This is a genomic window from Nocardia callitridis, from assembly GCF_039543305.1.
Taxonomy (GTDB): Bacteria; Actinomycetota; Actinomycetes; order Mycobacteriales; family Mycobacteriaceae; genus Nocardia; species Nocardia callitridis.
On the sequence record NZ_BAABJM010000002.1, the window covers coordinates 734,027 to 759,601 of the forward strand.

The window sequence follows — 25,575 nt, forward strand, 5'->3', positions numbered from 1 at the left end:
GCATGCGATGAGCGACCCGACAGCCGAACTTGTTACCGAGCGCCACGGCGCGGTCCTGCTCGTTCGCCTCAACCGTCCGCAGGCCCGTAACGCGTTGACCGGCGCGGTGATCCGCGGCATCGGTGCCGCGGTACGCACCGCGGAGCAGGACCCCGATGTGCGTGTTGTGGTCCTCACCGGCACCGGCGACCGCGCCTTCTGTGCGGGCATGGACCTGCGCGCCTTCGCCGACGGCGGTGATTTCAGCGGCAACGGCGACCCCGACTCCGTCGCGGCAGTCGACGCCTACGAGCGCCTCAGCCGCGGCAAGACCGACGTCCCGGTGATCGGCGCGGCCAACGGTTCCGCGGTGGGCGGCGGCCTCGAGTTACTACTCGGCTGCGACATCATCATCGCCGCGGCCACGGCGAGTTTCGGTCTGCCCGAGGTGAAGCGCGGACTGTTCCCCGGTGGTAGCGGCACCGCGCTGGGCTCCCGTATCCCGCTGGGTGTCGCGCTGGAGATGACCTTGACCGGCGAGGCGATCGACGCCGACCGCGCCTACCGTCTCGGCCTCGCGAATTCCGTTGTTCCGCAGGAAGAAGTACTCACGACGGCGCTCGCGCTCGCCGAGCGGATCGCGGCCAACGCGCCGTTGGGACTTGCCGCATGCAAGGAGCTCGTTCGACTCGGTGTCACCGACGCCGCGTCCGCGACCGAACGGCTGAGCCATTGGCAGGCGATCGTGTTCTCCAGCGAAGACGCCAAGGAGGGGGCGAGCGCGTTCATGCAAAAACGCGCGCCGGTCTGGCAGGGCAAGTGAGGTGCGCACCGTAGTCTGCCCCGTGTATGGGTCGCCGGAGGTGCTGCGCGTCGAGGAACGTCCTTCGCCGACACCCGGCCCGGGGCAGGCGCTGATACGGGTGGCCGCCGCCTCGGTCAACTACCCGGACGTCCTGCTCGTCGCCGACAAATATCAGATCAGCGTGCCGACGCCATTCGTTCCCGGCAGCGAATTCGCCGGTGTTGTCACCGAGATCACTTCCCCGACAACGGCTTTCGGTGTCGGCGATCGCGTCAGCGGCACGGGATTGTTCGGTGCGTTCGCCGAGGAGATCGTGGTCGACATCGCTCGACTCAGCGCGGTACCCGACGGCGTCGACCTGCGCACCGCCGCCGCGTTCGGTGTCGCGCACCGCACCGCCTATCACGCACTCCGTTCCGTCGCCGAGGTCGACGCGGACGAGGAGGTGATCGTGCTCGGCGCCGGCGGCGGCGTCGGACTGGCCGCGGTCGCGCTGGCAACCCGGTTGGGCGCCTCGGTGACGGCCGTCGCCTCCTCCGCCGACAAACTCGCCGCCGCGACCGCCCACGGCGCCGCACACACCATCGACCATCGTGCGGGCGAACTCCGCTCGGCGTTGCGCTCGACACTGCCCGAGGGCGCGCACGCCGTCCTCGACCCGGTCGGGGGCGCACTGTCGGAGCCCGCGCTGCGCAGTCTGCGCCGTGGCGGTCGCTTCGTCACGATCGGCTACGCCTCCGGAGAGATTCCGTGCATTCCGCTCAATCTGGTGCTGATCAAGGGAATACACGTGCTCGGCTTCCAATTCCAGGATCTACCGAGCCACCAGGTGCGCCGCAACGATGCCGAACTCGTCGAACTGCTCACGCAGGCGAAGGTGACACCGCATATCGACGCGGTGTACACCCTCGACAACGCCGCGGCGGCGCTGCGCCGAGTGGCCGATGGGAAGGCGGTCGGCAAGGTACTGCTCGACCTCACCGACCCCCCGTAACGCCCACTACCCCGCGGGCACCAGGTCAGGCGAAAGCCCGTGCAGCAGTTCGCAACTGCGGAACATCTCGGTCGCTCCGACCACCTCGGCGGGAGCAGCGGCCGCACGCAACGCCTGAGCCTTGAAGGCCCGAGCGGCCACGCTGAGTCGGTGTTCCACCGCACCGACGCGGTAGTCCAGTTCCTTCGGACACCCCTCGCCCCACAAGGTCACCTCCCCGGCCTTGCCACGGTCGAGCACCTCGAGCACACCGTTGCGCACGCGGCGATCGGAGCTGTAGAGGTCGACATCGACCGCGATCGACTGCGGCAGGGGGCTGCGCACCGTCGTCGCCATCGCCGCCTCCAGGTCCACCGCGCGCGCGCCGATGATGTGCAGTGGACGCGCGTCGGTGTGGTCGGTGACCACGGCGGTGACATCCCATCCCGCCATCGCGCGATCGAACAACCAGCCGCCCGCGAAACGGATGACATCGACCATGGTCGGCGCGACCACGACGATGCGATGCCTCAGTAGGTGTCGACGGGCGCCAATTGCCGTGTGAGCGACCGCGTGTACTCCCGGAACACCGTGGTCAGTGGAATCGATGGGTCGAGCAGCCATGAGGTTTCCATTCCGTTGAGAAAGGCGACGATCTCCACGGCCTTGACGGCCGGGTCCAGGTCATTGCGATACCGCCCCGTGAGCTGTCCGCGGCGGATACCTTCGGCCACGGTGTCCACCGCGACGCGCTGCCTGGCAAGTAGGCGATCGTGCAAAGGAGCATCCGGTTCGAGGTTCTCGATCAACAGCACCGCGAACACTCCCACCAGATCCGGTGCCCGGTCGAATCTCCAGGTGACGCGCTCGATTTGCTCGAGTATGTCTCCCGACCGATCCGCGTGGGCTTCGTCGTCGGCGTCCCTGGCCTCGAGTACCGCGTGAAGCAACTGCTCTTTGGACTCGAAGTGATGCAACAGTCCCGCCGCGCTGATCCCCGACTCCGCGGCGATCTGACCGAGTGTCGTGTTGCGCCACCCGTTGCGCCTCAGCAGTCGCTGAGCGACGGCGAGAATGGTGTATCTGCGTTCCTCACCCTTGGCGAGCAAGGTGGCATAGGGGCGTTGACCGGACACCGAACTCCTTCGTTCGACCAACCTACTGAACACACATTAGGTTGTTTTGCCGCCTGTGACAAGGGTCTCATTCGGTAACAGGTTCTACTGTCTCAGAGTCCGAGCGATTTGGCGATGATGACCTTCATGACCTCGCTTGTTCCCGCATAGATCCGCGCGACGCGCGCGTCCGAATACAGTCGGGCGATCGGATACTCGGTCATGTAGCCGTAGCCGCCGAACAGTTGCAGGCACCGGTCGACGACCCGCCCCTGACACTCCGTGCAGAACAGTTTGACCCGCGCCGCGTCCGCCGCTGTGAGTTCGCCATCGACCAGATCCAGCACCGCGCGGTCGAGCATCGTCTGCGCGGCGGTCAGCTCCGCCGACATGGCCGCGAGCTCGAATTTGGTGTTCTGGAACGAGGCCACCGGCGTGCCGAACGCCTTGCGCTGCTTGACGTAATCGACGGTCGCGGACACGGCGGCGAACCCCTGCGCGACCGAGCCGACCGCCACCGTCAACCGCTCCTGCGCGAGGTTGCTGCCGAGAAACTGGAAGGCGTCGCCCTCGGCACCGAGGCGGTTGGCCACCGGCACTCGCACGTCGTCGAACGACAACTCGACGGTGTCTTGCACCTTGCAGCCGAGCTTGTCGAGCACCCGGCCACGGGTGAATCCCGCCATCCCGTCTTCGACCACCAACAGCGTCAGACCCGCGCGACGATTCTCCGGATCGTGCCCGGTCCGCGCGACGACGATGACCAGGTCCGCGAGCAGCCCACCGGTGATGAATGTCTTGGCGCCGTTGAGCACATAATGCTCCCCGTCGCGCACCGCGGTGGTGCGGATACCCGCCAGATCCGAGCCGGTCCCCGGTTCGGTCATCGCGATCGCCGACAGCGTCGTGCCCGCCGCGAGGCCGGGCAACCAGCGCTGGCGTTGCGAGTCATCGGCGTAGGCAAGGAAATACGGCAGGATCACATCCAGTTGGGTGCGCACCGTGCCGAGCGTGACCATGGCACGCGCCGCTTCCTCTTGCAGCACAACGTTATAGCGATAATCCGCTACTCCCGCGCCACCGTATCGTTCGGGGATCGCCGTGCCGAGCAGGCCGAGCGCGCCGAGTCTGGCGAACACCGAACGCGGTATCCGCCCCGCCTTTTCCCATTCCGCGTACCGCGGGACGACCTCGGCGGCGATGAAGTCACGAGCCAGTTGCCGGAATGCCTCGTGGTCGGGGGTGAACAGCTCTCGGCGCACGACGCCACCTTTCGATCAGGAAACGAGTTCGAGCACAGTGGCATTGGCCGTGCCGCCGCCCTCACACATGGTTTGCAATCCGTAGCGAATCTCGTTGTCGCGCAGGTGATGCACGAGCCTGGTGAGCAGGACCGCACCCGAGCCACCGAGCGGATGCCCCAGTGCGATCGCGCCGCCGAGCGGATTCACCAACTCGGGATTCGCGCCGGTCTCGGCCAACCACGCCAACGGAACCGACGCGAACGCCTCGTTCACCTCGAACGCGCCCACCTCATCCAGCGCGATCCCCGCCTTGCCCAGCGCCTTCGCTGTAGCGGGAATGGGCCCGGTGAGCATGAGTACCGGGTCCGCGCCCGCCACCGCGCCGCCGCGATACCGGGCCAGCGGGCGCAGCCCCAGTTCACGCGCCTTCTCGGCGGTCGTCACGAGCACCGCCGCCGCGCCGTCGGAGATCTGCGAGGAGTTTCCCGCGTGGATCACCCCGTCCTCGGCGAAGGCGGGGCGCAGCGCGGCAAGGCGCTCGACCGTACTTGTCCTGCGCACGCCCTCGTCGGCGGTGACGACCCCCGATTCGGTGGGTACGGCGACGATCTGCGCGTCGAAGGCGCCTCGGTCCTGCGCGGCGGCTGCTCGTTCGTGCGAGAGCACGGAGAATTCGTCCAGCCGAGTCCGTGACAGGCCCCACTTCTTCGCGATGGCCTCGGCCGAAAGACCCTGGTTGAACGAGAAACCGTCATAGCGGGCAAGCGCTTTCGGTCCGTAGGGCGTTCCACCGGTCTTGGCGGCACCCAGCGGCACCCGACTCATCACCTCCACCCCACCCGCGACAACCACGTCCTGCTGCCCCGACAGCACCGCCTGCGCGGCGAAATCCACGGCCTGCTGGCTCGACCCGCAGGCGCGATTGATCGTGCAGCCGGGGATCGTCTCCGGCCACCCCGCCGCGAGCACCGCGTAGCGGCCGACGTTGCTCGACTGGTCGCCGATCTGGGACACACACCCCCACACCACATCCTCGATCACGGCGGGGTCGATCCCGCTGCGCTCGACCAACGCGTTGAGCACCAATGCCGACAGGTCCACCGGATGGGTCTGCGCCAGCCCACCATTGCGTTTGCCGACCGGGGTCCGCACCGCCTCCGCGATCACCACGTCACGCATCGTCATTCTCCTGTTCCTCGCGCGGGATCCGCCGACGGGCCGCGTCGCGGCACCGCCCACGCGCCGCGAAATTCCGGTGGTCGTTTGCCCGCGAAGGCCGCGAAGGCCTCCGCGCTATCGGAAGTAGCGAAATTCGTTGCCTGCGCGCGCGCCTCGGCCGCCAACGCTTCGCGCAGGGTGTGGTCGGCGCCCTCGTTCAGCAACGCCTTGGTCTGGGCCAGCGCGATCGGCGCACCCGAGGCCAGCCGCACGCCGAGATCCGCGACGAACCCGTCGATGCCCTCGGCCGCCACCACCCAGGTCACCAGGTGCAGTGCGTGCGCCTCGGCGGCATCGATCGACTCCGCCAGCAGCGCAAGCCGTTTGGCCTGCTGGAGGCCGACGAGTTTCGGCAACAACCACGACCCGCCGAGGTCGAGTGACAGGCCCCGCCGGACGAAGATCTGGCTGAAGGTCGACTCCGGCGTCGCCACCACCAGGTCGCACCCGAGCGCCAGATTCCATCCCGCACCGACCGCGACCCCCGATACCTTCGCGACCGTCGGAATCGGCAACTCGTGCAACAACAATGCCGTGTCGGTGAGCGCACGCATCTTGTAGGCCGGGTGTGTCGGGTCAGGGATAGCGATATCCGCACCGGAGCAGAACGCGCCCCCGGCGCCGGTGAGCACGAGCGCACGCACCGATCGGTCCTCCCCCGCCGCGCGCAGAGCCACCCGCAGCGCCGCCCACAGCTCGGGGTCGATCGCGTTCTTGCGGTGCGGACGGTTCAGCGTCAGCGTCCGCACGCCGTCCACGTCGGCGGACAGCAAAACCGGCCCGGCGTTCACGACCGCCACCCACGGCCCGTAGTCGGTGGACGCGAAACCGCACTGTTCCCACCAGGTCTCAGCGAACCCACGAGGCGACACCGTCTCGCATCTGCCTCACAACCCGTGCGGTGCGCTCGACACGATCGTTTCCAGCACACCCGGCATACGGTCGGTGGACGCGAAACCGCACTGTTCCCACCAGGTCTCAGCGAACCCGCGAGGCGACACCGTCTCGCATCTGCCTCACAACCCGTGCGGTGCGCTCGACACGATCGTTTCCAGGTCCGCGATCGCCGTCCGAAAACACGCACACACCGCTCACCGGGCTCGACCGGACGCTGCTGTCGAGCCGCGGGGCGGGCCACGGCGGCGGCCACTGCCCCTCGCACACCGCCCCGGGACACCCACGGCAGCGGAAACCGATCCGCGCGCGGTGCAACCGACCGTGACAAGCGTTGGCCCCCAGGGCAATCCGAGGGCGTGCCTGCGGAACGACTCCGTCCGTCCGCAGGCCGGTTCGCAGCAACACCGCTACATGCGCGTGCCGATTCGCCCGCCACCGCCGCACCGACAATCTCGCTCATGCGGGTCCGTGACAGGTGACCGCGCGCGTGGTCACGCCCTGCCCGCGCCGGGGCCCGGCGTATCGCCGCGCCGCCTTCGCCGCTCATTCGGTGGCCGCCCTTGCCTTTTCGACACCGTCCGCGCGCCCCTCGACATCCACGGTCCCGATCACGCGGCGCTGCCGAAGAGCCGCGATTTCCGCACGGTCGATTCCCACTTCCGCCAGTACCGCTTCGGTGTGCTCACCGAGACCCGGCACCGCGCCCATCGGCGGGTCGTAGTCCTGCAAGGTCGGCGGTGGTAGCAGCGCGGGAATCCGACCGGAAGGGGTCTCGACCGTGCGCCAGCGGTCACGGGCGGTCAGCTGTGGGTGGTCGAGAACTTCACTGGGCCGGTTGTAGCGCGCGTTGCCGATATTCGCCGCGTCGGCGGACGCTTGGATGTGTTCGAGAGTGTTCGCCGCACTCCATGTGCCGATAGCGGCATCCAGTTCCTCGCGGTGTTCCACCCGCCCCGCGTTGGTCCGCAACCGCACATCGTCGGCCAGATCGGCGCGCCCGATGAGGTCGCGGGCGAGGCGCTGCCACTCCCGGTCATTGGTGGTGCCGAGGACGACTGTCTGTCCGTCAGCGGTGCGGTACGCGCCGTAGGGCGCCACGGCGGGTGAACCCATCCCCCTCGGCTGCTGGTCGACGCCGGAATGCTGGGTGTAGTTCAGCGCGTAGCCCATCAACTCGGTCATCGTGTCGAACAGGCTCACGCCCACCGCACCCAGCCGCTGTGTGCGTCCGCGCCCGCGTTCGTACAAGAGGGTGACGATCGAGAGCGCCGCGTACAGCCCGCTGCATACGTCCGCCATCGGTGGGCCCGGCTTGGCGGGTTGATCGGGAAAACCGGTGATCGCGCACGCACCCGATTCCGCCTGTGCCAGCAGGTCGTAGGCGCGTTTGCCCGACAACGGCCCGCCGGGCCCGTAGCCGTCGATTTCGACCGTGATCAGCTCGGGATAGCGCACGGCCAGGGCACCGGGATCGAGGCCGAGTCGACCGGTCGCGCCGGGCCCGAGATTCGAGACCAACACATCGGCCCGGTCGAGCAAACGGTGCAGCACCCGCATCCCATCCTCTGACTTGAGGTCGAGCGCCACCGATTCCTTGCCGCGATTGCACCAGACGAAGTGTGCGGCAAGACCGTTGACCACATCGTCGTAGTGCCTGGCGAAGTCGCCCCCCTTCGGGTTCTCCACCTTGAGCACCCGCGCACCGAAGTCCGCGAGGGTGCGCGTGCACATCGGCGCCGACACCGCCTGCTCGAGCGCCACCACGGTGACGCCGGACAAGGGGCCCGACGATCGGGACGATTCGGCCATCACATCACCATGCCACCGTCCACCGGCAGCACCTGTCCGGTAATGAACGACGCGGCGTCCGAGGCGAGGAAGACGAAAGCCCCCGCGATTTCGGCGGGTTCGGCCCAGCGCCGCAACGGGATTCGAGCCAGCATGGTCTTGGCGAACTTCTCGTCGGTGCGAATGGTCTCGGTCATCGAGGTCGCCGCGAGCGGGGCCAACGCATTGACCAGCACGTTCTTGCGCGCGAGTTCGCGGGCCAAGGATTTCGTCAATCCGATGATGCCCGCCTTGGCCGCCGAATAGTTCACCTGCCCCAGCGTCCCGGTGATACCTGCCGAGGAGGTGACGTTGATGATGCGCCCGGTCCCATCGGTGGCCAGCGCCGAAACGGCCGCCTGCGCACAGTGGAACGCGCCCATCAGATGGATGTCGAGCAGACGCCGCACCGAATCCGCCTCGAGATCGGCGAACATCGCGGGCGCGGTGACCCCGGCATTGTTCACCAATATGTGCAGCGTGCCATCGGTGTGTGCCGCCGCCTGCGCCACGGCGGCGTCGGCGGCGGTGCGGTCGCGCACGTCCAGCGCGGCACTGTCGGCCTTCCCACCGGCGGCACGCAGCCGCTGGGCGACCGAGGCGGCGGCGTCCCCGTCGACGTCGGTGACCAGGACCGTTGCCCCGGCGGCGGCGTACGCCTCGGCGACCGCGGAGCCGATTCCGCCCGCGGCGCCGGTGACCAGCGCCGAGCGGCCGGTGAGGTCGAAGAGTCGAGTGTGATCGGCCATCAGTAACTTCCCATCAGTAGCTTCTCGGCATTCCCAATGTGTGCGACCCCAGATAGTTGAGGATCATTTCCTGGCTCACCGGCGCGATCTTCATCACGCGCGCCTCGCGGAAATACCTCGCGACGTGGTACTCCTCCGCGTATCCCATGCCACCGTGGGTTTGCAGCGCACGGTCGGCGGCGTCGAATCCCGCGTCGGCACAGAGATATTTGGCCGTATTGGCCTCCCTGCCACAGGGCAGTCCGTTGTCGTAGAGCCAGGTCGCCTTGCGCAGCACCAGTTCCGCCGCGTCCAGCCGGGCCAGCGAGTCGGCGAGTGGGAACTGGATGCCCTGGTTCATGCCGATCGGACGGTCGAACACCACCCGTTCGCTCGCGTACCGCACGGCGTGGTCGAGCGCTACCCTGCCGATGCCGAGCGCTTCGGCCGCGATCAGCATCCGCTCGGGGTTCAGCCCGTCGAGCAGATAGCGAAAACCGTTGCCCTCCTCGCCGACTCGGTCTTCGACCGGGATGCGCAGGTCATCGATGAACAGCTCGTTGGAGGTGACGGCGTTGCGACCCATCTTCGCGATCGGCCGGACCTCGATCTTGCTGCGGTCGAGGTCGGTGAGAAACAGCGTCATGCCGTCCGTCTTCTTGGTGACCTCGTCGTAGCTCGTGGTGCGGGTGAGCAGCAGGATCTTCTCCGACTCCATCGCCTTCGAGATCCACACCTTGCGCCCGTTGACCACGTAGTGCTCTCCGTCGCGCCGAGCGAAGGTCTTTATCCGCGAAGTATCCAGGCCCGCACCGGGTTCGGTGACACCGAAGCACACGTGCAGATCGCCTGCGGCCACCCTCGGTAGGGTGCGGCGCTTGAGTTCCTCCGAGCCGTGCACCGCCACCGGATGCATCCCGAAGATCGACAGGTGGATGGCGGTGGCGGCGTTCATGCCGCCGCCGGAGCGCGCGACCTGTTCCAGCAGCAGGCTGGCTTCGGTGATTCCGAGGCCGTGGCCGCCGTATTCCTCCGGGATCGCGATGCCGAGCCAACCACCGCTGGCCAGCGCGTCGTAGAACTCGGTGGGGAATTCGTGCGCTTGATCCTTGGCCATCCAGTATCGGTCGTCGAATCGCTGAAGCAATTCGGCGACCGACGTACTGATCAGCTTTTGATCCTCGGTCAAGTCGAAGCTCATGCCGCCGGACACCGTCACGGTCCACTCCTGTTCTTCGCCTGCGTGGTCGCCGGAACGCGGGGCCGAAACCCGGAGGCCCCGCGTCCGACGACCCGTATCCGATAGCCACCGAACGGCTTTCGCGTCGGCGCCCGTCCGCCGTGCAGTGCGGGGGCGCATCGGCCATCGGGACCTGGCGATCGCTCACCCGGTCGTTTCGGTTGCCAGCCATGGCAGCTCTGTTGCTCTCCTAAATAGAAAACTAGCTTCTCTTAGAATGAGAATCAATACCTTGCATCGGCGACGGGAGCAGCCCGCGCGCGGTCGATACAACCACCCGACCCACCGAATCCACCGGCCGCGAGCTCACCGGCGCCGCCGAACTTCGCCTCGAACCCAGCCCACCACCAGGATATTTGCACGCGAACCCAGAACACTCACCTGCTCGACGTTGACTATCCGACCAGCTCGTGAAAACCTGTTAGTCAAGACCGAGAATGCGATTCTCATAATCGAGAGGAGGAGGCGGATGCGGCTACCACCGTTACCGGCCGACGAATGGGACGACGAAGTCCGCGCCGCACTGGCCGGCATGCTGCCCGCCGGTCGGCAGAACCCGGCCGGCGCGGGAAACGCGCTCGCGACCCTGGTGCGCCACCCCGACCTTGCCAAGGCGTTTCTCGGCTTCAATGTGCACCTGCTGTTCCGGTCGACCCTGCCGCCGCGCCTGCGCGAGTTGGCCATCCTGCGGGTGGCCGCCCGCCGCGCCTGTACCTACGAGTCCGGCCATCACGAACATCTCGCCGCCAAGGCCGGACTCACCGGTGACGAGATCGCCGCGGCACGCCGCGGCGAGGCCGCCGATGACTTCGAGCGCACCCTGCTCGCCGCCGTCGACGAACTCGACACCACGTCCGTCCTGCGCGACGACAGCTGGGCCGCCCTCGGCAAGCAACTCGATGACCGCCAGCGCATGGACCTGATCTTCACCGTCGGCGCCTACGGCTTGTTGGCCATGGCCTTCAACACCTTCGGTGTTCAGCTCGAAAACGAGAGGTAATCCCTTGCCCCACTTCGCGAAACCAGCTGCGGGAAGCTGGACAGAGCACTATCCCGAACTCGGCACCGCCCCGGTCGACTACACCGACTCGATCGATCCCGAGTACTACGAGGACGAACGCGCCGCGATCTTCCGCCGCACCTGGCTGAATGTCGGACGCGTCGAGCGACTGCCGCGAAAAGGCAGCTACTTCACCAAGGAACTCGCCGTCGCCTCGACCTCGCTGATCATCGTGCGCGGCTCCGACAAGGAGATCCGCGCCTTCCACAACGTCTGCCGCCATCGCGGTAACAAGCTGGTGTGGAACGACTTTCCCAACGAAGAGGTCGCGGGCAGCTGCAAGCAGTTCACCTGCAAATACCACGCGTGGCGCTACAGCCTCGAAGGCGATCTCACCTTCATCCAGCAGGAGGAGGAGTTCTTCGACGTCGACAAGGCCGATTACGGGCTCAAAGGCGTGCGTTGCGAGGTGTGGGAGGGGTTCATCTTCATCAACCTCGACCCCGATGCCGCACCGCTCACCGAATACCTCGGCGACCTGGCCACCGGCCTGGAAGGCTATCCGTTCCACGAGATGACCGAGGTCTACACCTACAAGGCCGAGATCGGCAGCAACTGGAAGCTGTTCATCGACGCCTTCGCCGAGTTCTACCACGCGCCGGTCCTGCACCAGAAGCAGGCGGTGAAGGGCGAGGCCGACAAGCTGATCAGCTACGGGTTCGAGGCACTGCACTACGACCTCCAGAGCCCGCACGCCATGATCTCCTCCTGGGGTGGCATGGCGCCACCAAAGGACCCGAGCATGGTCAAGCCGATCGAAAGGTCGCTGCGCAGTGGGCTTTTCGGACCGTGGGACCGGCCCGACATCGACGGTCTCGACCCACTGCCACCGGCCATCAACCCGGCACGCGCCAAGAAGTGGGGCACCGACTCGTTCGAGTTCTTCCCCAACTTCACGCTGCTGTTCTGGGCGCCGGGCTGGTATCTGACCTACCACTACTGGCCGACCGCCGTCGACAAGCACGTCTTCGAAACCAGCCTGTACTTCGTGCCGCCGAAGAACACCAGGGAACGGCTGGCCCAAGAGTTGGCCGCGGTGACCTTCAAGGAATACGGACTCCAGGACGCCAACACCCTGGAAGCCACCCAGTCGATGCTGGCCTCGCGCGCGGTCACCGACTTCCCGCTCAACGACCAGGAAATCCTGCTGCGCCACCTGCACAAGGTGGTGGCCGATCACGTCAAGGAGTACCGCGATGCCCGCACCGTCACTTCCCGCTGAGTTCGCCGACCTCGAGCCTTACATCTCCTGGGCGCTGGCCACCGAACCCGAGCGCTACGCCAAACGCCTCGCTTCCTCGATGACCGAGATGCAGGAGTTCTACGACGCCGCCTTCGAGCGACTCGAAGCCGCGATCACCTACTGCGACAAACAGTTTCCACTCAATGACATGCCCGACGACGCACGCAGCCTGATCCACCTCATGCAGTCGCTGGTCATGGTCTCCTTCCCTGTCGAAGTGTGGAAGCAGGCACGGGTCCCCGACAGCGGTGCGGCCTACCTCGATCTGATCCAGGAGCCGGTGGTCTGACCATGCTGACGCTGAAGGCGGCCGGGATGCTCGACGTCGACGCGGGCGCGATCATCCGGCCGGGACTGTTGCGAATCGAGGACGACCGCATCGTCGGGGTCGGCGGCGAACCCGAGGGTGAGGTGATCGATCTCGGCGACCAGATTCTGCTGCCCGGCCTGATGGACATGGAGGTGAATCTCCTGATGGGCGGGCGAGGAGAGACCGGCCTCGCCTCCAGCGTGCAGGACGATCCACCATTGCGGATGCTGCGCGCGGTCGGCAATGCCCGGCGCACCCTGCGCGCGGGCTTCACCACGGTGCGCAACCTCGGATTGTTCGTCAAGACCGGCGGCTACCTGTTGGATGTGGCACTCGGCAAGGCGATCGACGCGGGCTGGATCGACGGGCCGCGAATCGTGCCCGCCGGGCACGCGATCACCCCCACCGGCGGACATCTCGACCCGACGATGTTCGCCGGGTTCGCCCCGGGCGTGCTGCACCTGACGCTGGAGGAAGGCATCGCCAACGGTGTCGACGAGGTGCGCAAGGCGGTCCGCTACCAGATCAAGCACGGCGCGCAATTGATCAAGGTGTGCGTCTCCGGTGGTGTGATGTCGCTGACCGGGGTCCCTGGCGCGCAACACTATTCCGATGTCGAATTGCGTGCCATCGTCGACGAGGCGCATCGCCGCGGCCTCAAGGTGGCCTCGCACACCCACGGTGCCGACGCGGTGCGCGCCGCGGTGGCCGCGGGGATCGACTGCATCGAACACGGTTTCCTGATCGATGACGACGCGATCGCGATGATGGTGGAGCACGGAACGTTCCTCGTGCCGACCACTCGACTCGCCGACGCTATGGATGTGTCGAACGCCGCCCCGGAATTGCAGGCGAAGGCCGCCGAGATGTTCCCGCGCGCACGCACTTCCGTACTCGCGGCCTACCGCGCCGGTATCCCCATCGCGGTGGGCACCGACGCACCGGCGATCCCGCACGGCAAGAACGCCGACGAACTGATGGCGTTGGTCGAGCGCGGGCTGCCCGCGGACGCCGTGCTGCGCGCGGCGACCTCGACCGCGGCCGAGTTGATCGGCGTCACCGATCGCGGGCGGCTCGCCGAGGGGTTACTCGCGGACGTGATCGGCGTACCCGGTGACCCGCTCGCGGATATCACCGTCACCCGCAATGTTCGGTTCGTCATGAAAGGCGGAAAAGTCTATGTCCACAGAGACGCCCAGCACGCATGAGGGCGGGGTGACCGCGCAAACCACCGCTGCCACAGACGATCTCGTGCAGATCAACCAGCTGATCGCCAGGTACGCGGTCACCATCACCAAGGAGGACATCGAGGGTCTGGTGGCGGTGTTCACCCCCGACGGCACCTACAGCGCGTTCGGTGACACCTACGCCCTCGACGAATTCCCCGACCTGGTCGCCGCGGCCCCCAAGGGCCTGTTCCTCACCGGTACCGCGCTGGTGGAACTGGACGGCGATCGGGCCAGCGGCACCCAGCCGCTGTGCTTCATCGACCACGCCAGCCACGACATGCGCATCGGGTACTACACCGACAGCTACCTGCGCACCCCCGACGGCTGGCGGTTGCGTACCAGGGCCATGACGTTCATCCGGCGCAGCGGCACCCACGATTCGGGTCGTCCGCACGCTTTCGAACGATCGTGAATACTGGCGCATGACACGACAATTCAGCAGTACGGGCGAATTCCGTAGCGAGCTGCGCGCGTGGTTGGCCGACGTCGACCTCGCACCCGGCCAGAACGATTCGCTCGACGCACAGCTCGCCCAGTTGGCTCGGGTCCGGCGTGCGCTGTTCGACGCGGGTTGGATGCGCTACGGCTGGCCGGAGGCCGTCGGCGGCCTCGGCGGTCCCGCGATCCTGCGCGCCGTCCTCGGCGAAGAGGTCGCGACCAGGGATCTCGCCGAGCCCGGCATCTATTCGATGATCGAGGTACTCGGTCCGACGATGATCTCCTACGCCAGACCCGAACTGGCCGCCGAGATGGTGCCCCGCCTACTGGACGGGACCGAGCAGTGGTGCCAGGGGTTCTCCGAACCGGGATCGGGTAGCGACCTCGCCTCGCTGACAACGAAAGCGGTTGCCCGAGGCGATGACTGGGTGATCTCCGGACAGAAGGTATGGACCAGCCTGGCCCAGTACGCCAGCCGCTGTGTGCTGCTCACCCGCACCGACCCCACGCTGCCGAGGCACGAGGGCATCACCGCGTTCTTCGTGGACATGGACTCCCCCGGCATCACCGTCCGCCCGCTGCGCACCATGCACGGAGTCGACGAGTTCGCCGAGGTGTACTTCGATGACGTAGTTGTTCCCGGCGACCGCATGCTGGGCCATCCCGGCGACGGGTGGCGAGTGGCGATGGACCTGCTCCCCTACGAACGCTCCAGCTGCTTCTGGCACCGCATCGCGCACCTCTACACCCGCCTGGACCGCCTGCTCGCCGAAATCGGCACACCCGCTGGCCATGTCGTAGCCGCAACGCCCACAGAAACTGCGCACCAAGCCCTTTCGTACGCATCGAAGACAGCCGCGGCCGACTCCAACGCCACCCACCGCACCGCCGAGCACCGTCCCCCTGCTGTCACCGATGCCCCCTTCCCGCAGAGGGCGAACCGTGGTGAAACGGTCGAGCCCCCCGCACCCCGCGAACCCGATCAGCCCAAGAACCCCACCGCGGACCGCACGACCCCGGTCACCGAAACCGCATCGTTGGCTACCGAACCCGACGAGACCTCCACAGACCACACGACCCCGGTCAGCCAAACCGGAACGCTGGCTACCGAACCCGACAAGACCTCCACAGACCACACGACCCCGGTCAGCCAAACCACATCGCTGGCCACCCAACCCGACGACCCCACCGCAGACCACACGACCCCGGTCACCGAAACCGGATCGCTGGGCAGCGAACCCGACGACTACGACCTCGGCGCCGCCTACCTCGCATTGCACACCTTGCGCTGCCGATCCCGCCGTACCCAGCTCCGCCTGGCCGAAGGCGCGCAACTCGGCCCGGACACCTCGATCGACAAGGTCCTGCTGGCCACCGCCGAACAACAGCTGTTCGACACCGTGCGTGATTTGCGGCCCGGAGTCCTCGAGCTCGATGAAACCCCCTGGCGCGCAGAGTTTCTCTACTCCAGGGCAGCAACGATCTACGGCGGCACCGCCGAGGTTCAGCGCAATATCATCGCGCGCCGATTGCTCGACCTGGGAAAGGAATGACCGTGCCAGAGGCGACGAATTCCGAACGCGGACGACACCGGGCCGACACGGCCGCCGCTGCGGACGCCTCGCCAAGGGACCGCCGCACCGACACGGCGACCGCAGACGGGAGTCCACCCCGCCATTCGGCACGACAAGACAATCCGAGCACCGGTGTCACCGCAAGCGCGACCGACCCCGGCACCGAAGCGGGTGACGGGCGTGCCCCTCGAGCAGCACCGAGCACTGCCGAGCTCGACACCACGGCTGGTGCCTCCGGAGAGGCATCGAGCATGGACGCCGCCGAACTGGCACTGCTCACCGAGGCGCTGCACAAGGCGATGACCACCGCCTCCGGCCCTGAATTGGATTCGGCGCTGGTGGATCTGGGCTGGCACGAGTTGCTGACCGAGCTGCCCGATGTCGCGGTACCCGTGGTGTTCGAACTACTCGGCACCACAGGCGCGCACGCCTCGATCCTCAACGACGTGGTCCGTGCCGAGGCCGGACTGCCGATCGATCGTTCCGAGGTCGTGGCACTCCCCTTCGCGGGCAACAGTTGGGTGCGGTGGGACCGCACGCACGACGCGGGCACCACGGTGGGCGGTGAACTCCCGATCCATCGTGTGCCACAGGGTGATTCGATCCCGGTCACCGCTGGACGACGCGCACTGGGGTGGTGGCTGCTCGGCACCGGCAAAAGCATGCTCGATCTGGCACGCACGCATGCCGTCGAACGCGCCCAGTTCGGCAAGCCCGTCGCCGCGTTCCAGGCCGTCCGTCACCGCCTGGCCGAAACACTGGTCGCCCTCGAGGGCGCCGAAGCGACCCTACTCGCGGCGGACGACGATCTCGGCGCCCTACTCGCCAAGGCTGCCGCGGGACGCGCAGCCCTCACCGCGGCCAAGCATTGCCAACAGGTGCTCGGCGGCATCGGCTTCACCGCCGAACACGATTTCCACCGCCACCTCGAGCGCGCCATGATTCTGGACGGAATACTCGGCAACGCACGGGAACTCACGCAAGAGGCGGGAAGACTGCTGCGCACCACCGGGCACGCCCCGCGCCTCACGCAGCTCTGAGCTGAGCGTAGTTCATCCGAGTACGAAGAATTCCGCCAAATCCCCTTGCCGAGAACAGAACTCAGTCGGCAAGGACCTGTTCGCGCAGGATATCGGCGTGCCCGCAGTGATGGGACAGTTCCCGCAGCACCTGAAGGTACACCCACCGCAGTGTGCGCGGCCCTGCCCGATGCCCGGTTACCACGGCATCGAGCGACAGATCGGCGACCGCCGCCCTCGCCGTGGCACAGGCTTCCCGATACTCTGCGGTAATCGACGCGATGGTGTCGTCGTCGGCGAGCCGAAAGGTGTCGTCCGGGGTCTGTACCGAACCGAACTCCGCGAGCGACTTGCCACCGACACACACCTCGAACCACACCCGCTGCATCCACGTAACGTGCTTGAGCAGCCCGAGCAATGTCGTCGCCGACGGAACAAGTCGACGCCGCGCCTGTTCCTCGGTGAGCCCGTCGAGCGTCGCCTCGATGGCACCGCGATACTCCTCGATGAACGCCTCGAGCTGAACACGTTCGTCGTCGAGCAATACATCGAACGACCCCATCGACAGTCTCCTCTCGCCACACACAGAAGCGGCCGCTCCCACGAGCGCAACACACCGCGAGCTAGACCATATCCTGATCGCACCGCACCGAATCGGCGCCTCCAAGCCCGAGCCGAGGCGTCCCCGTGCGTCCGAAGCCCGAGGGAATTCACCTCACGCAGTGCGATCTCGTGGTCCGGCCGCACCGAATCAGGCAGGGCGGCAGTCAGGAAGCGTCCGCGCGAACCGCGGTTGTGGCCAGCGTGGAGTAGTCCATCGTGAAAGATCCACCCAGCGAGTCGATCGCCGTGCCGACGGCGTGCAGAATCTCGGCGAGTTGGTCAGGACTCGATCGAGTGAGACCGCCGGTGGTGGGGAGGAACTCCAGCCACTGGTCGCGCGTGTAGGTCTGTCGCCAATCGAATCGCCACTGTTCGGGGTCGACGAATTGTGCGGTCGCGCGGATCTGGTCGGCGATCTGCGCGTAGCCCGCCTGATAGAGCTCGAGCGGGCGTCGCGCGGGCTGCCCGCTGAACGGGGAGTCCGGCGCCACCCGCGCGAACGCGTCCGCGAAAGGTTCTGCCACCTCGGCGGGCGGCTCGTAGACGTGGCCGAAGATCGCCAGGCGTCCGCCCGGACGCAGCACCTCGGCCACCTTCGCGGCACCGGACACCGGATCCACCCAATGCCACGACTGCGCGGCGAGGACCACATCGAACTTTCGGTCGCAGGGTTGCCACGCCTCGAAGGTCGCCACCTCGACCGGAACACCTTGTGCGCGTGCGAAGTCCGCCATCCGAACATCGGGTTCGACGCCGAGCACCGTACATCCTTCGGCCTGAAATTGCCGCGCCGCGATGCCGGTACCACAGCCGATGTCGAGCACGTCGGATCCAGGAACCCCGGTCAGGATCCGCGCGACGAGTTCGTCTCGGTAGCCGGGTCGGGCGCGGTCGTAACGCTGTACATCCACGCCGAACGATTGCGCCATGCGCTGGGACTCGGGGTGCGTCGGGGCGGATTCCGGTTGCTCGCGGGGCATTGTGGGCATGCGCCCATTTTAATGGGCAAGCGCCCACTGCGCAATAATGTCGACATAGTCGTTGCGAGGAAAGCGAGGGTGCCAGTGCCAACCGGGGTGCACCTGCACGACGCACAACAGCAACTGTTCGACGCTGCCGAACGCGTTCTGTTGCGCGACGGACCCAACGCACTCACCAGCCGGGCTGTCACCGACGAAGCGGGTTGCGCCAAAGGTGTTCTGCACCGCCACTTCCCCGACTTCGACGCCTTCCTCACCGACCTCGTCCTCGACCGGGCAGCGCAGCTAGAGACAAAGGTGGGCGCACTACGTGCCGCCACGGGCACCAACACGGTGGCCACCAATCTGACCGGCGCACTGAACATTCTGTTCGGCCCCGTCCCCCTGGCGATCATCCCACTGATCACCTTCCGCGACGAACTACGCACCCGCCTACGGCAAGCAAGACCGGGCGGCGGCATGGCCATCCTCGCCGAAGCCACCACCGCGATCTCCACCTATCTCGCCGACGAGCGCGCACAAGGCCGAATCACACCCCACGCCGACATCGACACACTCACCCTCTCCCTCGTCGGCGGCGGCCACCTACTGTTCACCAACCGCACCCCCGACGCACCGACCGAGCAAGCCCTCGACAAGTTCGTTTCATCCGTCATCGCCGACGCCGTGCGACCACAACGGGCCTGAGCCAGCCCAGATGTCACCGACAATGTGTCCCGCGCAACCGATCGACCGCTCGGCCAGCGGCGGGTCGATCAACGTATGCTTTGATCCGATGCGAGCACGCTTCGAGGGTGTCCCCGCTGGTGTCGACCTCGAGATCGTAGACACGCGATCACGCGTCGTGTCGGCCCGTGTCACCGAATTCCATGCGCGCTGACCGCCGCGACGGGGAGCGGTCCCGCCACTCGACCGACCGACGTCCTCGATCAACCCGGCGTCCTGCCCGCAGAGGTGTCGCGGAAGAACAAGCCCGCGCGCAGCGACAAGATCTCACGCACATCGGTGACCGCTGACGAAGGTCGCTCCCCGAGCGAGTGTTCGGCGTGAACGGGCACTTCCCGGCATCGCGACAGACCAGCTACTTGATCTTCGACTTCATCTCGTCGAGGTTGACCAGGATCGGGAATCCGCTGACGCTCAGCGCGTTTCCGTGGCCGGTCTGGTGCACGTCGAAGACCGATTGGATCGCGGCGTAGAAGCCTTGGACGTCCAGGGTCTGGTTGACCGCACGCTTGGCTTGGCGGAGGCCGAAGGCGGGTTTTTCCGCGATGTTCGCGGCCAAGGCCCGCGTCTCGGTGTCCAGCTGGTCGCGCGGGACGACCAGATTCACCATGCCGGTCTTCTCGGCCTCTTCGGCGGTGAGCGCGCGGCCGGTGAAGAGGATTTCCTTGGCCTTGCGTGCGCCCAGTTCCCAGGTGTGGCCGTGGTATTCGACGCCCCCGATGCCCATCAGGGCCACCGGGTCGGAGAACGCTGCGTCGTCGGCGGCCACGATCAGGTCACACGGCCAGCACAGCATCAGACCGCCCGCGATGCAGCGGCCCTGCACGGCCGCGATGGTCGGCTTCGGGATATTGCGCCAGCGCAGACAGTATTCGAGATACCGACGGGTCTCGTGGCGGTAGATCCATTCCAGGGTGATCTTTTTCGAGTCCGGCCAGCGACCGTCCTTCAGGTCGTGGCCCGCGGAGAAGTGTTTGCCCTCCGCGCGCAACACGATCACCGCGACGTCCTCGTCCTCGGCCGCCCTGGTCCATGCCGCGTCCAGTTCGTCGAGCAGGTCACTGTTCTGCGCGTTGGCGGCTTCGGGACGGTTGAGTGAAATGGTCGCGATCCGGTCGGCGACCTCGTAGCGGATGTACAAGGCGTGCTCCTCAACTGCGGGGTAGGCCGAGCACCCGCTCGGCGATGATGGTGCGCTGAATCTCCGAGGTACCACCGGCGATGGTGCCGGCGAAGCTGCGCGCGTACCGCTCGAACCAGCTGGCGATGAAGGTGTCCTGGTTGAGCGGCGTGAACGGCGCTGTCGTCGCGGGGTGGGTCAAACCGTCGATCCCCGCCGCGTACAACGCCTGTTCGGAACCCTTCTGGACCGCCTCGGAGCCGAGCAGTTTCAGCACCGACAGCGCGGCCACATCCTGTTCGCCACGCGCGGCGCGGGCCAACGCGGCCGAACCGAGCAGGCGCAACGCCTGCGTATCCATGGCGAGGGTGGCGTAGCGGTCGCGCTCGAGCGGGCCCGTCGGGTGGTAATCGTTGAGCAGATCGTGCAGGCGGTCGGCGAAGCTCGTCCACAGCAGCGTGCGCTCGTGACCGAGCGAGCCGTTGGCCACCCGCCAGCCCTGATTCAGTTCGCCGACCAGATTCGCGGCGGGCACCACGGCGTCTTCGAAAAATACTTCGTTGAAGTCGTATTCGTCACCATCGCAAATCGAGGCGAAGGGTCGACGGGTCACCCCCGGCGTGTCGGTCGGGATCAGCAATACGCTGATACCGCGGTGCTTCGGTACGTCGGGGTCGGTGCGGACGAAGGTCAACAAGACATCCGCGTCGTGCGCACCGGAGGTCCACACCTTCTGGCCGTTGACGACGAAGTGATCCCCCTCGACCACCGCACGGGTCCGCAGCGACGCAAGGTCGGATCCCGCACCGGGTTCGGACATCCCCAGCGACGCGGTGATCTCGGCCCGCAGGATGGGGACCGCCCAGCGGTGCTTCTGTTCCTCGGTACCGAACGACAACAGCGAGGCGGCGATGATCCCGACGCCCTGCGGATTGAAACTGGGGTAGATCCTGCGCCGCGACAGTTCCGCCATATGCACGGCCTGTTGCAGAATATTGGCGTTCCTGCCGCCGAACTCCGGCGGATTGCCAGGCAGCAACCACCCGTTGTCGAAAAGCAGTCGCTGCCACCGCCGCGCCCACGGCGGCACATCCGAACTCGACCGCGAACGTTCGACGGCCTCGGCCTCGGTGGGCGCGTTGGCGTCGAGGAATGCCACCAGTTCGGCGCGGAATTCCTCGACCTCGGCATCAAAAGTCAGCTGCACGGTACTCCTCGGCGATCAGTGCCCGGTGTTCGTCGGCGCCGCCGAGCATCAGTTCGCCCGCCGCGGCGCGTTTCAACGCGAATTGCAGATCGTTCTCCCAGGTGAATCCCATGCCGCCGAACAGTTGGAGGCCGCTGCGAAACACCAGGGACTGACATTCCCCCGCCGCGGCTTTGGCCATCGCCGAGGCCAACCGCGCGCGGGAGTCGTGTTCGGCGAGGGTGACCGCCGCGAAATAGGAAAGGGCACGGGCACGTTCGATCGCGACGTGCATGTCGGCGGCCTTGTGCTGCACCGCCTGGAACGACCCGATCGGCGCGCCGAATTGTTTGCGGACCCGCGCGTGCTCGAGCACCATGTCCAGCACGCGTTGGCAGGCGCCGACCATGGTCAACGCCATCGCCGTCCGCGCGGTGTGTAGCGCGCCGGCGATGTCGGCGTCTCTGCGTTCGCCCGCATCCAGTCGCACACCGGAGAAATCGACTTCGGCGAGGTGCAGCACGGGATCGAAGGCGGGACTACGGGTCGCGCGCACCTTCGCCGCGTCGACCAGGAACACCCCCACCCCGGTGACCACCGCGTAGCGCTCGGCCCGATCACCGTCGAGCACGTGCGCGGCTGTACCGTCCAGCCGCCAACCCGCCCCGTCCCTGCGCGCGGTGACGCCCTCGAAAACCGCCGTGCCCGTCTGCCGAGGGTCTACCGAACCCGTTGCCAGCGGCGCGAATTGCGTCAGCGTGGCCAGGTACGGCGTGGGATCGGTGACGCGCCCGAGTTCTTCGAGCACGATGGCGAGTTCCACCGCGCTCTCCGGTGCGACGAGCTCGGTCCAGCCGAGATCCACGTAGACCTGCCACAGCGGAGCGGAGTCCGCACCGGAGTCGACGATCGAGCGAATCAGCGCGGGCGAACACTCCTTGGCGGTCACCGTCCGCACGGTGTCCTGCCACAACCGCTGATCGGCGTCGAGCTCGAACAGCATTCCGACCTCACCTCCTCGTCAGCACCGGTGGCCGACCACGATTGAGAATATCATTCTCCAAACAGGAAAGTAATAGTCTCACTCCATGCCGTTGACACGCCGGACAGCGGTAGGGTGGCTAGGGATTCTCTAGTACAGTTCAATCATGTTCTCCACAGATGAGCGGGGGCCGAGCAGACGGTGAGCACCCCCAGTGAAGAGCCCGCCTGGAAGCAACGCGCGGTCGAGCGCTCCATCCGCACCGCCAAGTTGCGTGCCGAACAACGGGTGCAACGATTCCTCGACGCCGCGCAGGCGATCATCGCCGAGAAGGGCACCACCGATTTCACGGTGCAAGAGGTGGTCGACCGTTCCCGGCAGTCGTTGCGCAGCTTCTACTTACAGTTCGACGGCAAGCACGAATTGCTGCTCGCACTGTTCGAAGACGCCCTCGGTCGATCCTCGGACCAGATCCGCGCCGCCGCGGCCGGGCACACCGACCCGATCGATCAGCTTCAGGTCGCGGTCGAGTTGCTGTACGAGCTGTGCCGCCCCGATCCGACCGCTAAACGCCCGTTGTTCACCGATTTCGCGCCGCAGTTGCTACTGACCCACCCGGCCGAGGTGAAGATCGCGCATGCCCCGCTGCTCGCACTCTTCATCGAGTTGACCGAGAAGGCGTCCGCGGCAGGCGAACTGCGCGAAGGTATCAACGCACGCAGGACAGCGGCCATGACCATGCAGACCGTGATGTTCATCGCCCAGTCCAGCGGCACCGCCGACGACGCGACCGCCAAGCCGATCACCGCCGAAGAGGTGTGGAGCTTTTGCGCCAATGGCTTTTCCAGAACCAAATAGTGAGAATGTCATTCTCGCTTAGGTAGAGCTAAGTTACACTCTAAGGATGGACGTCCTCTGGAGTGAATTACTCACCTGCCTCGACCTACACCCCAGGCTGTCGGCGCCCACTTTCGCCGGGAACGACGACGGCGGGTCGGCCGTGGGCGATCGCCGCGCGACCCTCGTCGTGTTCGAGGCGCCGAACCAGCAGATCGGCTACCGCAGGCTGTTCGGCGGACAGCTGCTGGCCCAGTTCGTCCGCGCCGCAGGGGTTGCCTGCCGCGACAAGGTCGTCAAATCCGCGCACGTGGTCTTCGCCCGCGAGGGCAAGAACGACGAGCCGGTGCGCTATATCGTGCAGCGCCACCACGAAGGCCGCTCTTTCGCCACCCTCGCGATTGTCGCCAGGCAGAAATCCGGCGTCGTCGCCACCGCGTCGGTGTCCATGCACGCCGTCGAGACGGGGATCGAACACCAGGTCGTCGACGAAGTGCCGCCGGTGCTCGACGCCGAACACGAGGTGCGACTGAGCGTCATCCCGTGGCAGACCCGCGCGACCACCGACCTGAACGACACGGCGGCGAGCCCGCCGAACTACGACATGTGGATGCGCACACCGGAAGTCGACGCCGCGCTGGCCCCCGCGCTCACCGCCTACGCGAGCGACCTGAATCTGATCGGCACCGCGCTGCGCCCGCTCGAGGGATTCAGCCAGGGCGGCAACGGCACCGCGTTCACCTCCGCGACCATCTCGCACACGCTCTGGTTCCACCGCCCCTTCCGCACCGACGACTGGTTGCTACTGCGCAACCACGCACCGCTGGTGGCGCACGGGCGGTGCTTCGGGCGTGGCGACATCCTCACCGCCGACGGGGTGCTCGTCGCCTCGTTCGCCCAAGAAGGACTCCTGCGCTTCCGGCCGTGATCCGCACGGCCACACCCTGTTACGCCGCCGATCGATACGAGGATTGCGATGGAACCGAATTCGCTCACCCACCTACTCGCCTCGTCACACACCCGCCCGTGTCGCGTGGTGCAGTGGGCCACCGGCACGATCGGCACCCGTTCGCTGCGCGCTGTGATCGAGCATCCCGGCCTCGACCTCGCGGGCGTCTACGTACACTCGGCCGACAAGAAAGGACGTGACGCCGGCGAACTCTGCGGACTGACGGCCACCGGCGTGCGCGCCACCGACAGCATCGACGAAATCCTGTCCCTCGGTGCGGATTGCGTGCTGTATATGCCGCTGGTCTCTGATATCGGCGAGGTGTGCACGCTGCTGGCCGCCGGCCTGAACGTCGTCACCACCGGGGGTGGCTTCCACCATCCCGCCAGCATGGACCCCGTCGACTGCGCCAGGGTGGAGACCGCGTGCTGGTCGGGCGGCACCTCGCTGCACAGTACGGGCAGCAGTCCCGGCTTCATCACCGAAGCCGTCCCGCTGCTGCTCGCCTCGATCCAGCGCCGCCTGGACGGCATCATGATCGACGAATACGCCGATCTGTCGCAACGGGATTCGCCGGAGTTGTTGTTCGACATCATGGGATTCGGCCGCGCACCCGGCGATATCGACGAATACCGACTCGAACACGCCAGGACCAGTTTCGGTCCGTCGCTGCGCCTGGTCGCCGACGCGTTGTCTTTGCCGCTGGACTCGGTGGAGGTGAGCGGAGAGTTGGCCACCGTGCGCGAGGACGTGCCCATCGCCGCGGGCGTGCTTTCCGCGGGAACCGTTGGCGCACAACGCACCACCGTCTTCGGAATGCGGCACGGCGAGCCGCTGTTGAGCTTCCGCGCCACCTGGTATTGCAGCACAGACCTCGTCCCGAGTTGGAACGTGCGCGCCACCGGCTGGCACATCGCGCTCGACGGTGACGCCCCACTGGATATCGACCTGCGCTTCCCGGTTCCCTTGGAGCACATGCGCGAGATCTCCCCGTCCTACACGGCCAACCGCGCGGTGAACGTATTACCATTCGTCTGCTCGGCGGCACCAGGAATCCGGACAACTCTCGAACTGCCACAGATCATTTCGAATCTCGGCTGAGGCGCACCACACGGCCCGGCGTCCCCGATCCAGCGCTGCTCGACCCGAGTGCGCCCGTTCCTCACCGCAGTGCGCCCGCCCCGCACTGCACAGCGTCGGTTTCAGCGATCACACTGTCGGATCGAAGACGAGCCGAGTCCGCCTGCGTCGTCGGTCCGACGCGTCGGCGAATCGACGCGTCAGCGAATCAAC

Annotated in this window: 25 protein-coding genes and 2 pseudogenes; 14 read left to right on the forward strand and 13 right to left on the reverse strand. The window is 66.7% G+C overall.

Translation table 11 applies throughout. The annotated features are described in order from the left end of the window. Positions 1-7: 7 nt before the first annotated feature. Both ABEA50_RS12140 and ABEA50_RS12145 read left to right on the forward strand, forming a co-directional pair. Positions 8-802, forward strand: coding sequence for an enoyl-CoA hydratase/isomerase family protein (locus ABEA50_RS12140; RefSeq protein WP_345495395.1), 795 nt, complete (start codon positions 8-10; stop codon positions 800-802). Position 803: 1 nt separating this feature from the next. Continuing rightward, complete coding sequence (locus tag ABEA50_RS12145; RefSeq protein ID WP_345495396.1) at positions 804-1,778, forward strand: NADPH:quinone oxidoreductase family protein; 975 nt, start codon at positions 804-806, stop codon at positions 1,776-1,778. Between the two features lie 6 nt (positions 1,779-1,784). Here ABEA50_RS12145 and ABEA50_RS12150 read toward each other — a convergent pair whose 3' ends face one another. The 8 genes from ABEA50_RS12150 to ABEA50_RS12185 all read right to left on the reverse strand — a co-directional run bounded on the left by ABEA50_RS12150 (position 1,785) and on the right by ABEA50_RS12185 (position 9,987). Beyond that, positions 1,785-2,291, reverse strand: a complete 507-nt coding sequence (locus ABEA50_RS12150; RefSeq protein ID WP_345496533.1) for a hypothetical protein — start codon at positions 2,289-2,291, stop codon at positions 1,785-1,787. Next, positions 2,288-2,893: a TetR/AcrR family transcriptional regulator gene (locus ABEA50_RS12155; protein WP_345495397.1), complete on the reverse strand. Its 606-nt coding sequence runs from the start codon at positions 2,891-2,893 to the stop codon at positions 2,288-2,290. The genes ABEA50_RS12150 and ABEA50_RS12155 overlap by 4 nt, the downstream gene beginning before the upstream one ends. A 92-nt stretch (positions 2,894-2,985) precedes the next feature. Further along, on the reverse strand, positions 2,986-4,134 hold the full coding sequence (locus tag ABEA50_RS12160) for an acyl-CoA dehydrogenase family protein (RefSeq protein WP_345495398.1): 1,149 nt from the start codon (positions 4,132-4,134) through the stop codon (positions 2,986-2,988). A 15-nt stretch (positions 4,135-4,149) separates the two neighbouring features. Continuing rightward, a complete protein-coding gene (locus ABEA50_RS12165) occupies positions 4,150-5,295 on the reverse strand; it encodes a thiolase family protein (RefSeq protein ID WP_345496534.1) in 1,146 nt (381 codons plus the stop codon). Positions 5,296-5,297: 2 nt separating this feature from the next. Next, positions 5,298-6,125, reverse strand: coding sequence for an enoyl-CoA hydratase/isomerase family protein (locus ABEA50_RS12170; protein WP_425577643.1), 828 nt, complete (start codon positions 6,123-6,125; stop codon positions 5,298-5,300). Between the two features lie 649 nt (positions 6,126-6,774). Further along, positions 6,775-8,040 (reverse strand): CaiB/BaiF CoA transferase family protein, encoded by a 1,266-nt coding sequence (locus ABEA50_RS12175; protein WP_345495402.1) that lies wholly within the window; start codon positions 8,038-8,040, stop codon positions 6,775-6,777. After that, entirely contained in the window at positions 8,040-8,807 is a 768-nt protein-coding gene (locus ABEA50_RS12180; protein WP_345495403.1) for an SDR family NAD(P)-dependent oxidoreductase, read from the reverse strand. Before ABEA50_RS12180 ends, ABEA50_RS12175 begins: the two co-directional genes overlap by 1 nt. 13 nt (positions 8,808-8,820) lie before the next feature. Beyond that, positions 8,821-9,987 carry an acyl-CoA dehydrogenase family protein gene (locus tag ABEA50_RS12185; RefSeq protein WP_345496535.1) on the reverse strand — a complete coding sequence of 389 codons (1,167 nt, stop codon included), beginning with the start codon at positions 9,985-9,987 and terminating at the stop codon, positions 8,821-8,823. 508 nt (positions 9,988-10,495) lie between these two features. On the opposite strand from ABEA50_RS12185, the gene ABEA50_RS12190 reads away from it, so the two are divergent. The 8 genes and pseudogenes from ABEA50_RS12190 (at position 10,496) to ABEA50_RS12225 (ending at position 16,920) form a co-directional block, all read left to right on the forward strand. Then, entirely contained in the window at positions 10,496-11,026 is a 531-nt protein-coding gene (locus ABEA50_RS12190) for a carboxymuconolactone decarboxylase family protein (RefSeq protein ID WP_345495405.1), read from the forward strand. A 4-nt stretch (positions 11,027-11,030) separates the two neighbouring features. Continuing rightward, complete coding sequence (locus tag ABEA50_RS12195; protein WP_345495406.1) at positions 11,031-12,308, forward strand: aromatic ring-hydroxylating oxygenase subunit alpha; 1,278 nt, start codon at positions 11,031-11,033, stop codon at positions 12,306-12,308. After that, positions 12,283-12,618, forward strand: coding sequence for a hypothetical protein (locus ABEA50_RS12200; RefSeq protein WP_345495407.1), 336 nt, complete (start codon positions 12,283-12,285; stop codon positions 12,616-12,618). Before ABEA50_RS12195 ends, ABEA50_RS12200 begins: the two co-directional genes overlap by 26 nt. A gap of 2 nt (positions 12,619-12,620) precedes the next feature. Further along, the gene (locus ABEA50_RS12205) at positions 12,621-13,847 is read left to right on the forward strand and encodes a metal-dependent hydrolase family protein (RefSeq protein ID WP_345495408.1); all 1,227 of its coding nucleotides are present in this window, start codon (positions 12,621-12,623) and stop codon (positions 13,845-13,847) included. Beyond that, entirely contained in the window at positions 13,819-14,280 is a 462-nt protein-coding gene (locus tag ABEA50_RS12210) for a nuclear transport factor 2 family protein (protein ID WP_345495410.1), read from the forward strand. Before ABEA50_RS12205 ends, ABEA50_RS12210 begins: the two co-directional genes overlap by 29 nt. A gap of 10 nt (positions 14,281-14,290) precedes the next feature. Next, a pseudogene (locus tag ABEA50_RS12215) lies at positions 14,291-15,091 on the forward strand (acyl-CoA dehydrogenase family protein); the annotation flags it as partial. Between the two features lie 456 nt (positions 15,092-15,547). After that, positions 15,548-15,859, forward strand: a pseudogene (locus ABEA50_RS12220) (acyl-CoA dehydrogenase family protein); the annotation flags it as partial. Positions 15,860-16,131: 272 nt separating this feature from the next. Continuing rightward, positions 16,132-16,920: an acyl-CoA dehydrogenase family protein gene (locus ABEA50_RS12225; RefSeq protein ID WP_345496536.1), complete on the forward strand. Its 789-nt coding sequence runs from the start codon at positions 16,132-16,134 to the stop codon at positions 16,918-16,920. A gap of 61 nt (positions 16,921-16,981) precedes the next feature. On the opposite strand, the gene ABEA50_RS12230 is transcribed toward ABEA50_RS12225, so the two are convergent. Both ABEA50_RS12230 and ABEA50_RS12235 read right to left on the reverse strand, forming a co-directional pair. Next, the gene (locus ABEA50_RS12230) at positions 16,982-17,461 is read right to left on the reverse strand and encodes a DinB family protein (protein ID WP_345495411.1); all 480 of its coding nucleotides are present in this window, start codon (positions 17,459-17,461) and stop codon (positions 16,982-16,984) included. Positions 17,462-17,666: 205 nt separating this feature from the next. Next, positions 17,667-18,491, reverse strand: coding sequence for a class I SAM-dependent methyltransferase (locus ABEA50_RS12235; RefSeq protein WP_345495412.1), 825 nt, complete (start codon positions 18,489-18,491; stop codon positions 17,667-17,669). Positions 18,492-18,560: 69 nt separating this feature from the next. Here ABEA50_RS12235 and ABEA50_RS12240 point away from each other — a divergent pair, with 69 nt between their 5' ends. Further along, positions 18,561-19,169, forward strand: coding sequence for a TetR/AcrR family transcriptional regulator (locus ABEA50_RS12240; protein ID WP_345495413.1), 609 nt, complete (start codon positions 18,561-18,563; stop codon positions 19,167-19,169). Positions 19,170-19,563: 394 nt separating this feature from the next. On the opposite strand, the gene ABEA50_RS12245 is transcribed toward ABEA50_RS12240, so the two are convergent. Genes ABEA50_RS12245 through ABEA50_RS12255 form a run of 3 tightly spaced genes read right to left on the reverse strand, consistent with a single transcriptional unit; the run spans position 19,564 to position 22,517 of the window. Continuing rightward, a complete protein-coding gene (locus ABEA50_RS12245; RefSeq protein WP_345495414.1) occupies positions 19,564-20,349 on the reverse strand; it encodes an enoyl-CoA hydratase in 786 nt (261 codons plus the stop codon). 10 nt (positions 20,350-20,359) lie between these two features. Continuing rightward, positions 20,360-21,535, reverse strand: a complete 1,176-nt coding sequence (locus ABEA50_RS12250) for an acyl-CoA dehydrogenase family protein (RefSeq protein ID WP_345495415.1) — start codon at positions 21,533-21,535, stop codon at positions 20,360-20,362. Beyond that, the gene (locus ABEA50_RS12255) at positions 21,519-22,517 is read right to left on the reverse strand and encodes an acyl-CoA dehydrogenase family protein (RefSeq protein WP_345495416.1); all 999 of its coding nucleotides are present in this window, start codon (positions 22,515-22,517) and stop codon (positions 21,519-21,521) included. The genes ABEA50_RS12250 and ABEA50_RS12255 overlap by 17 nt, the downstream gene beginning before the upstream one ends. Positions 22,518-22,697: 180 nt before the next feature. Between ABEA50_RS12255 and ABEA50_RS12260 the strand changes: the two genes are divergently transcribed. The 3 genes from ABEA50_RS12260 to ABEA50_RS12270 are packed head-to-tail and all read left to right on the forward strand — an operon-like array spanning position 22,698 to position 25,383. Next, positions 22,698-23,354 (forward strand): TetR/AcrR family transcriptional regulator, encoded by a 657-nt coding sequence (locus tag ABEA50_RS12260; protein ID WP_345495417.1) that lies wholly within the window; start codon positions 22,698-22,700, stop codon positions 23,352-23,354. Between the two features lie 46 nt (positions 23,355-23,400). Continuing rightward, a complete protein-coding gene (locus ABEA50_RS12265) occupies positions 23,401-24,261 on the forward strand; it encodes an acyl-CoA thioesterase (protein WP_345495418.1) in 861 nt (286 codons plus the stop codon). A 48-nt stretch (positions 24,262-24,309) separates the two neighbouring features. Further along, entirely contained in the window at positions 24,310-25,383 is a 1,074-nt protein-coding gene (locus tag ABEA50_RS12270) for an NAD(P)H-dependent amine dehydrogenase family protein (protein WP_345495419.1), read from the forward strand. Positions 25,384-25,575: the final 192 nt, after the last annotated feature.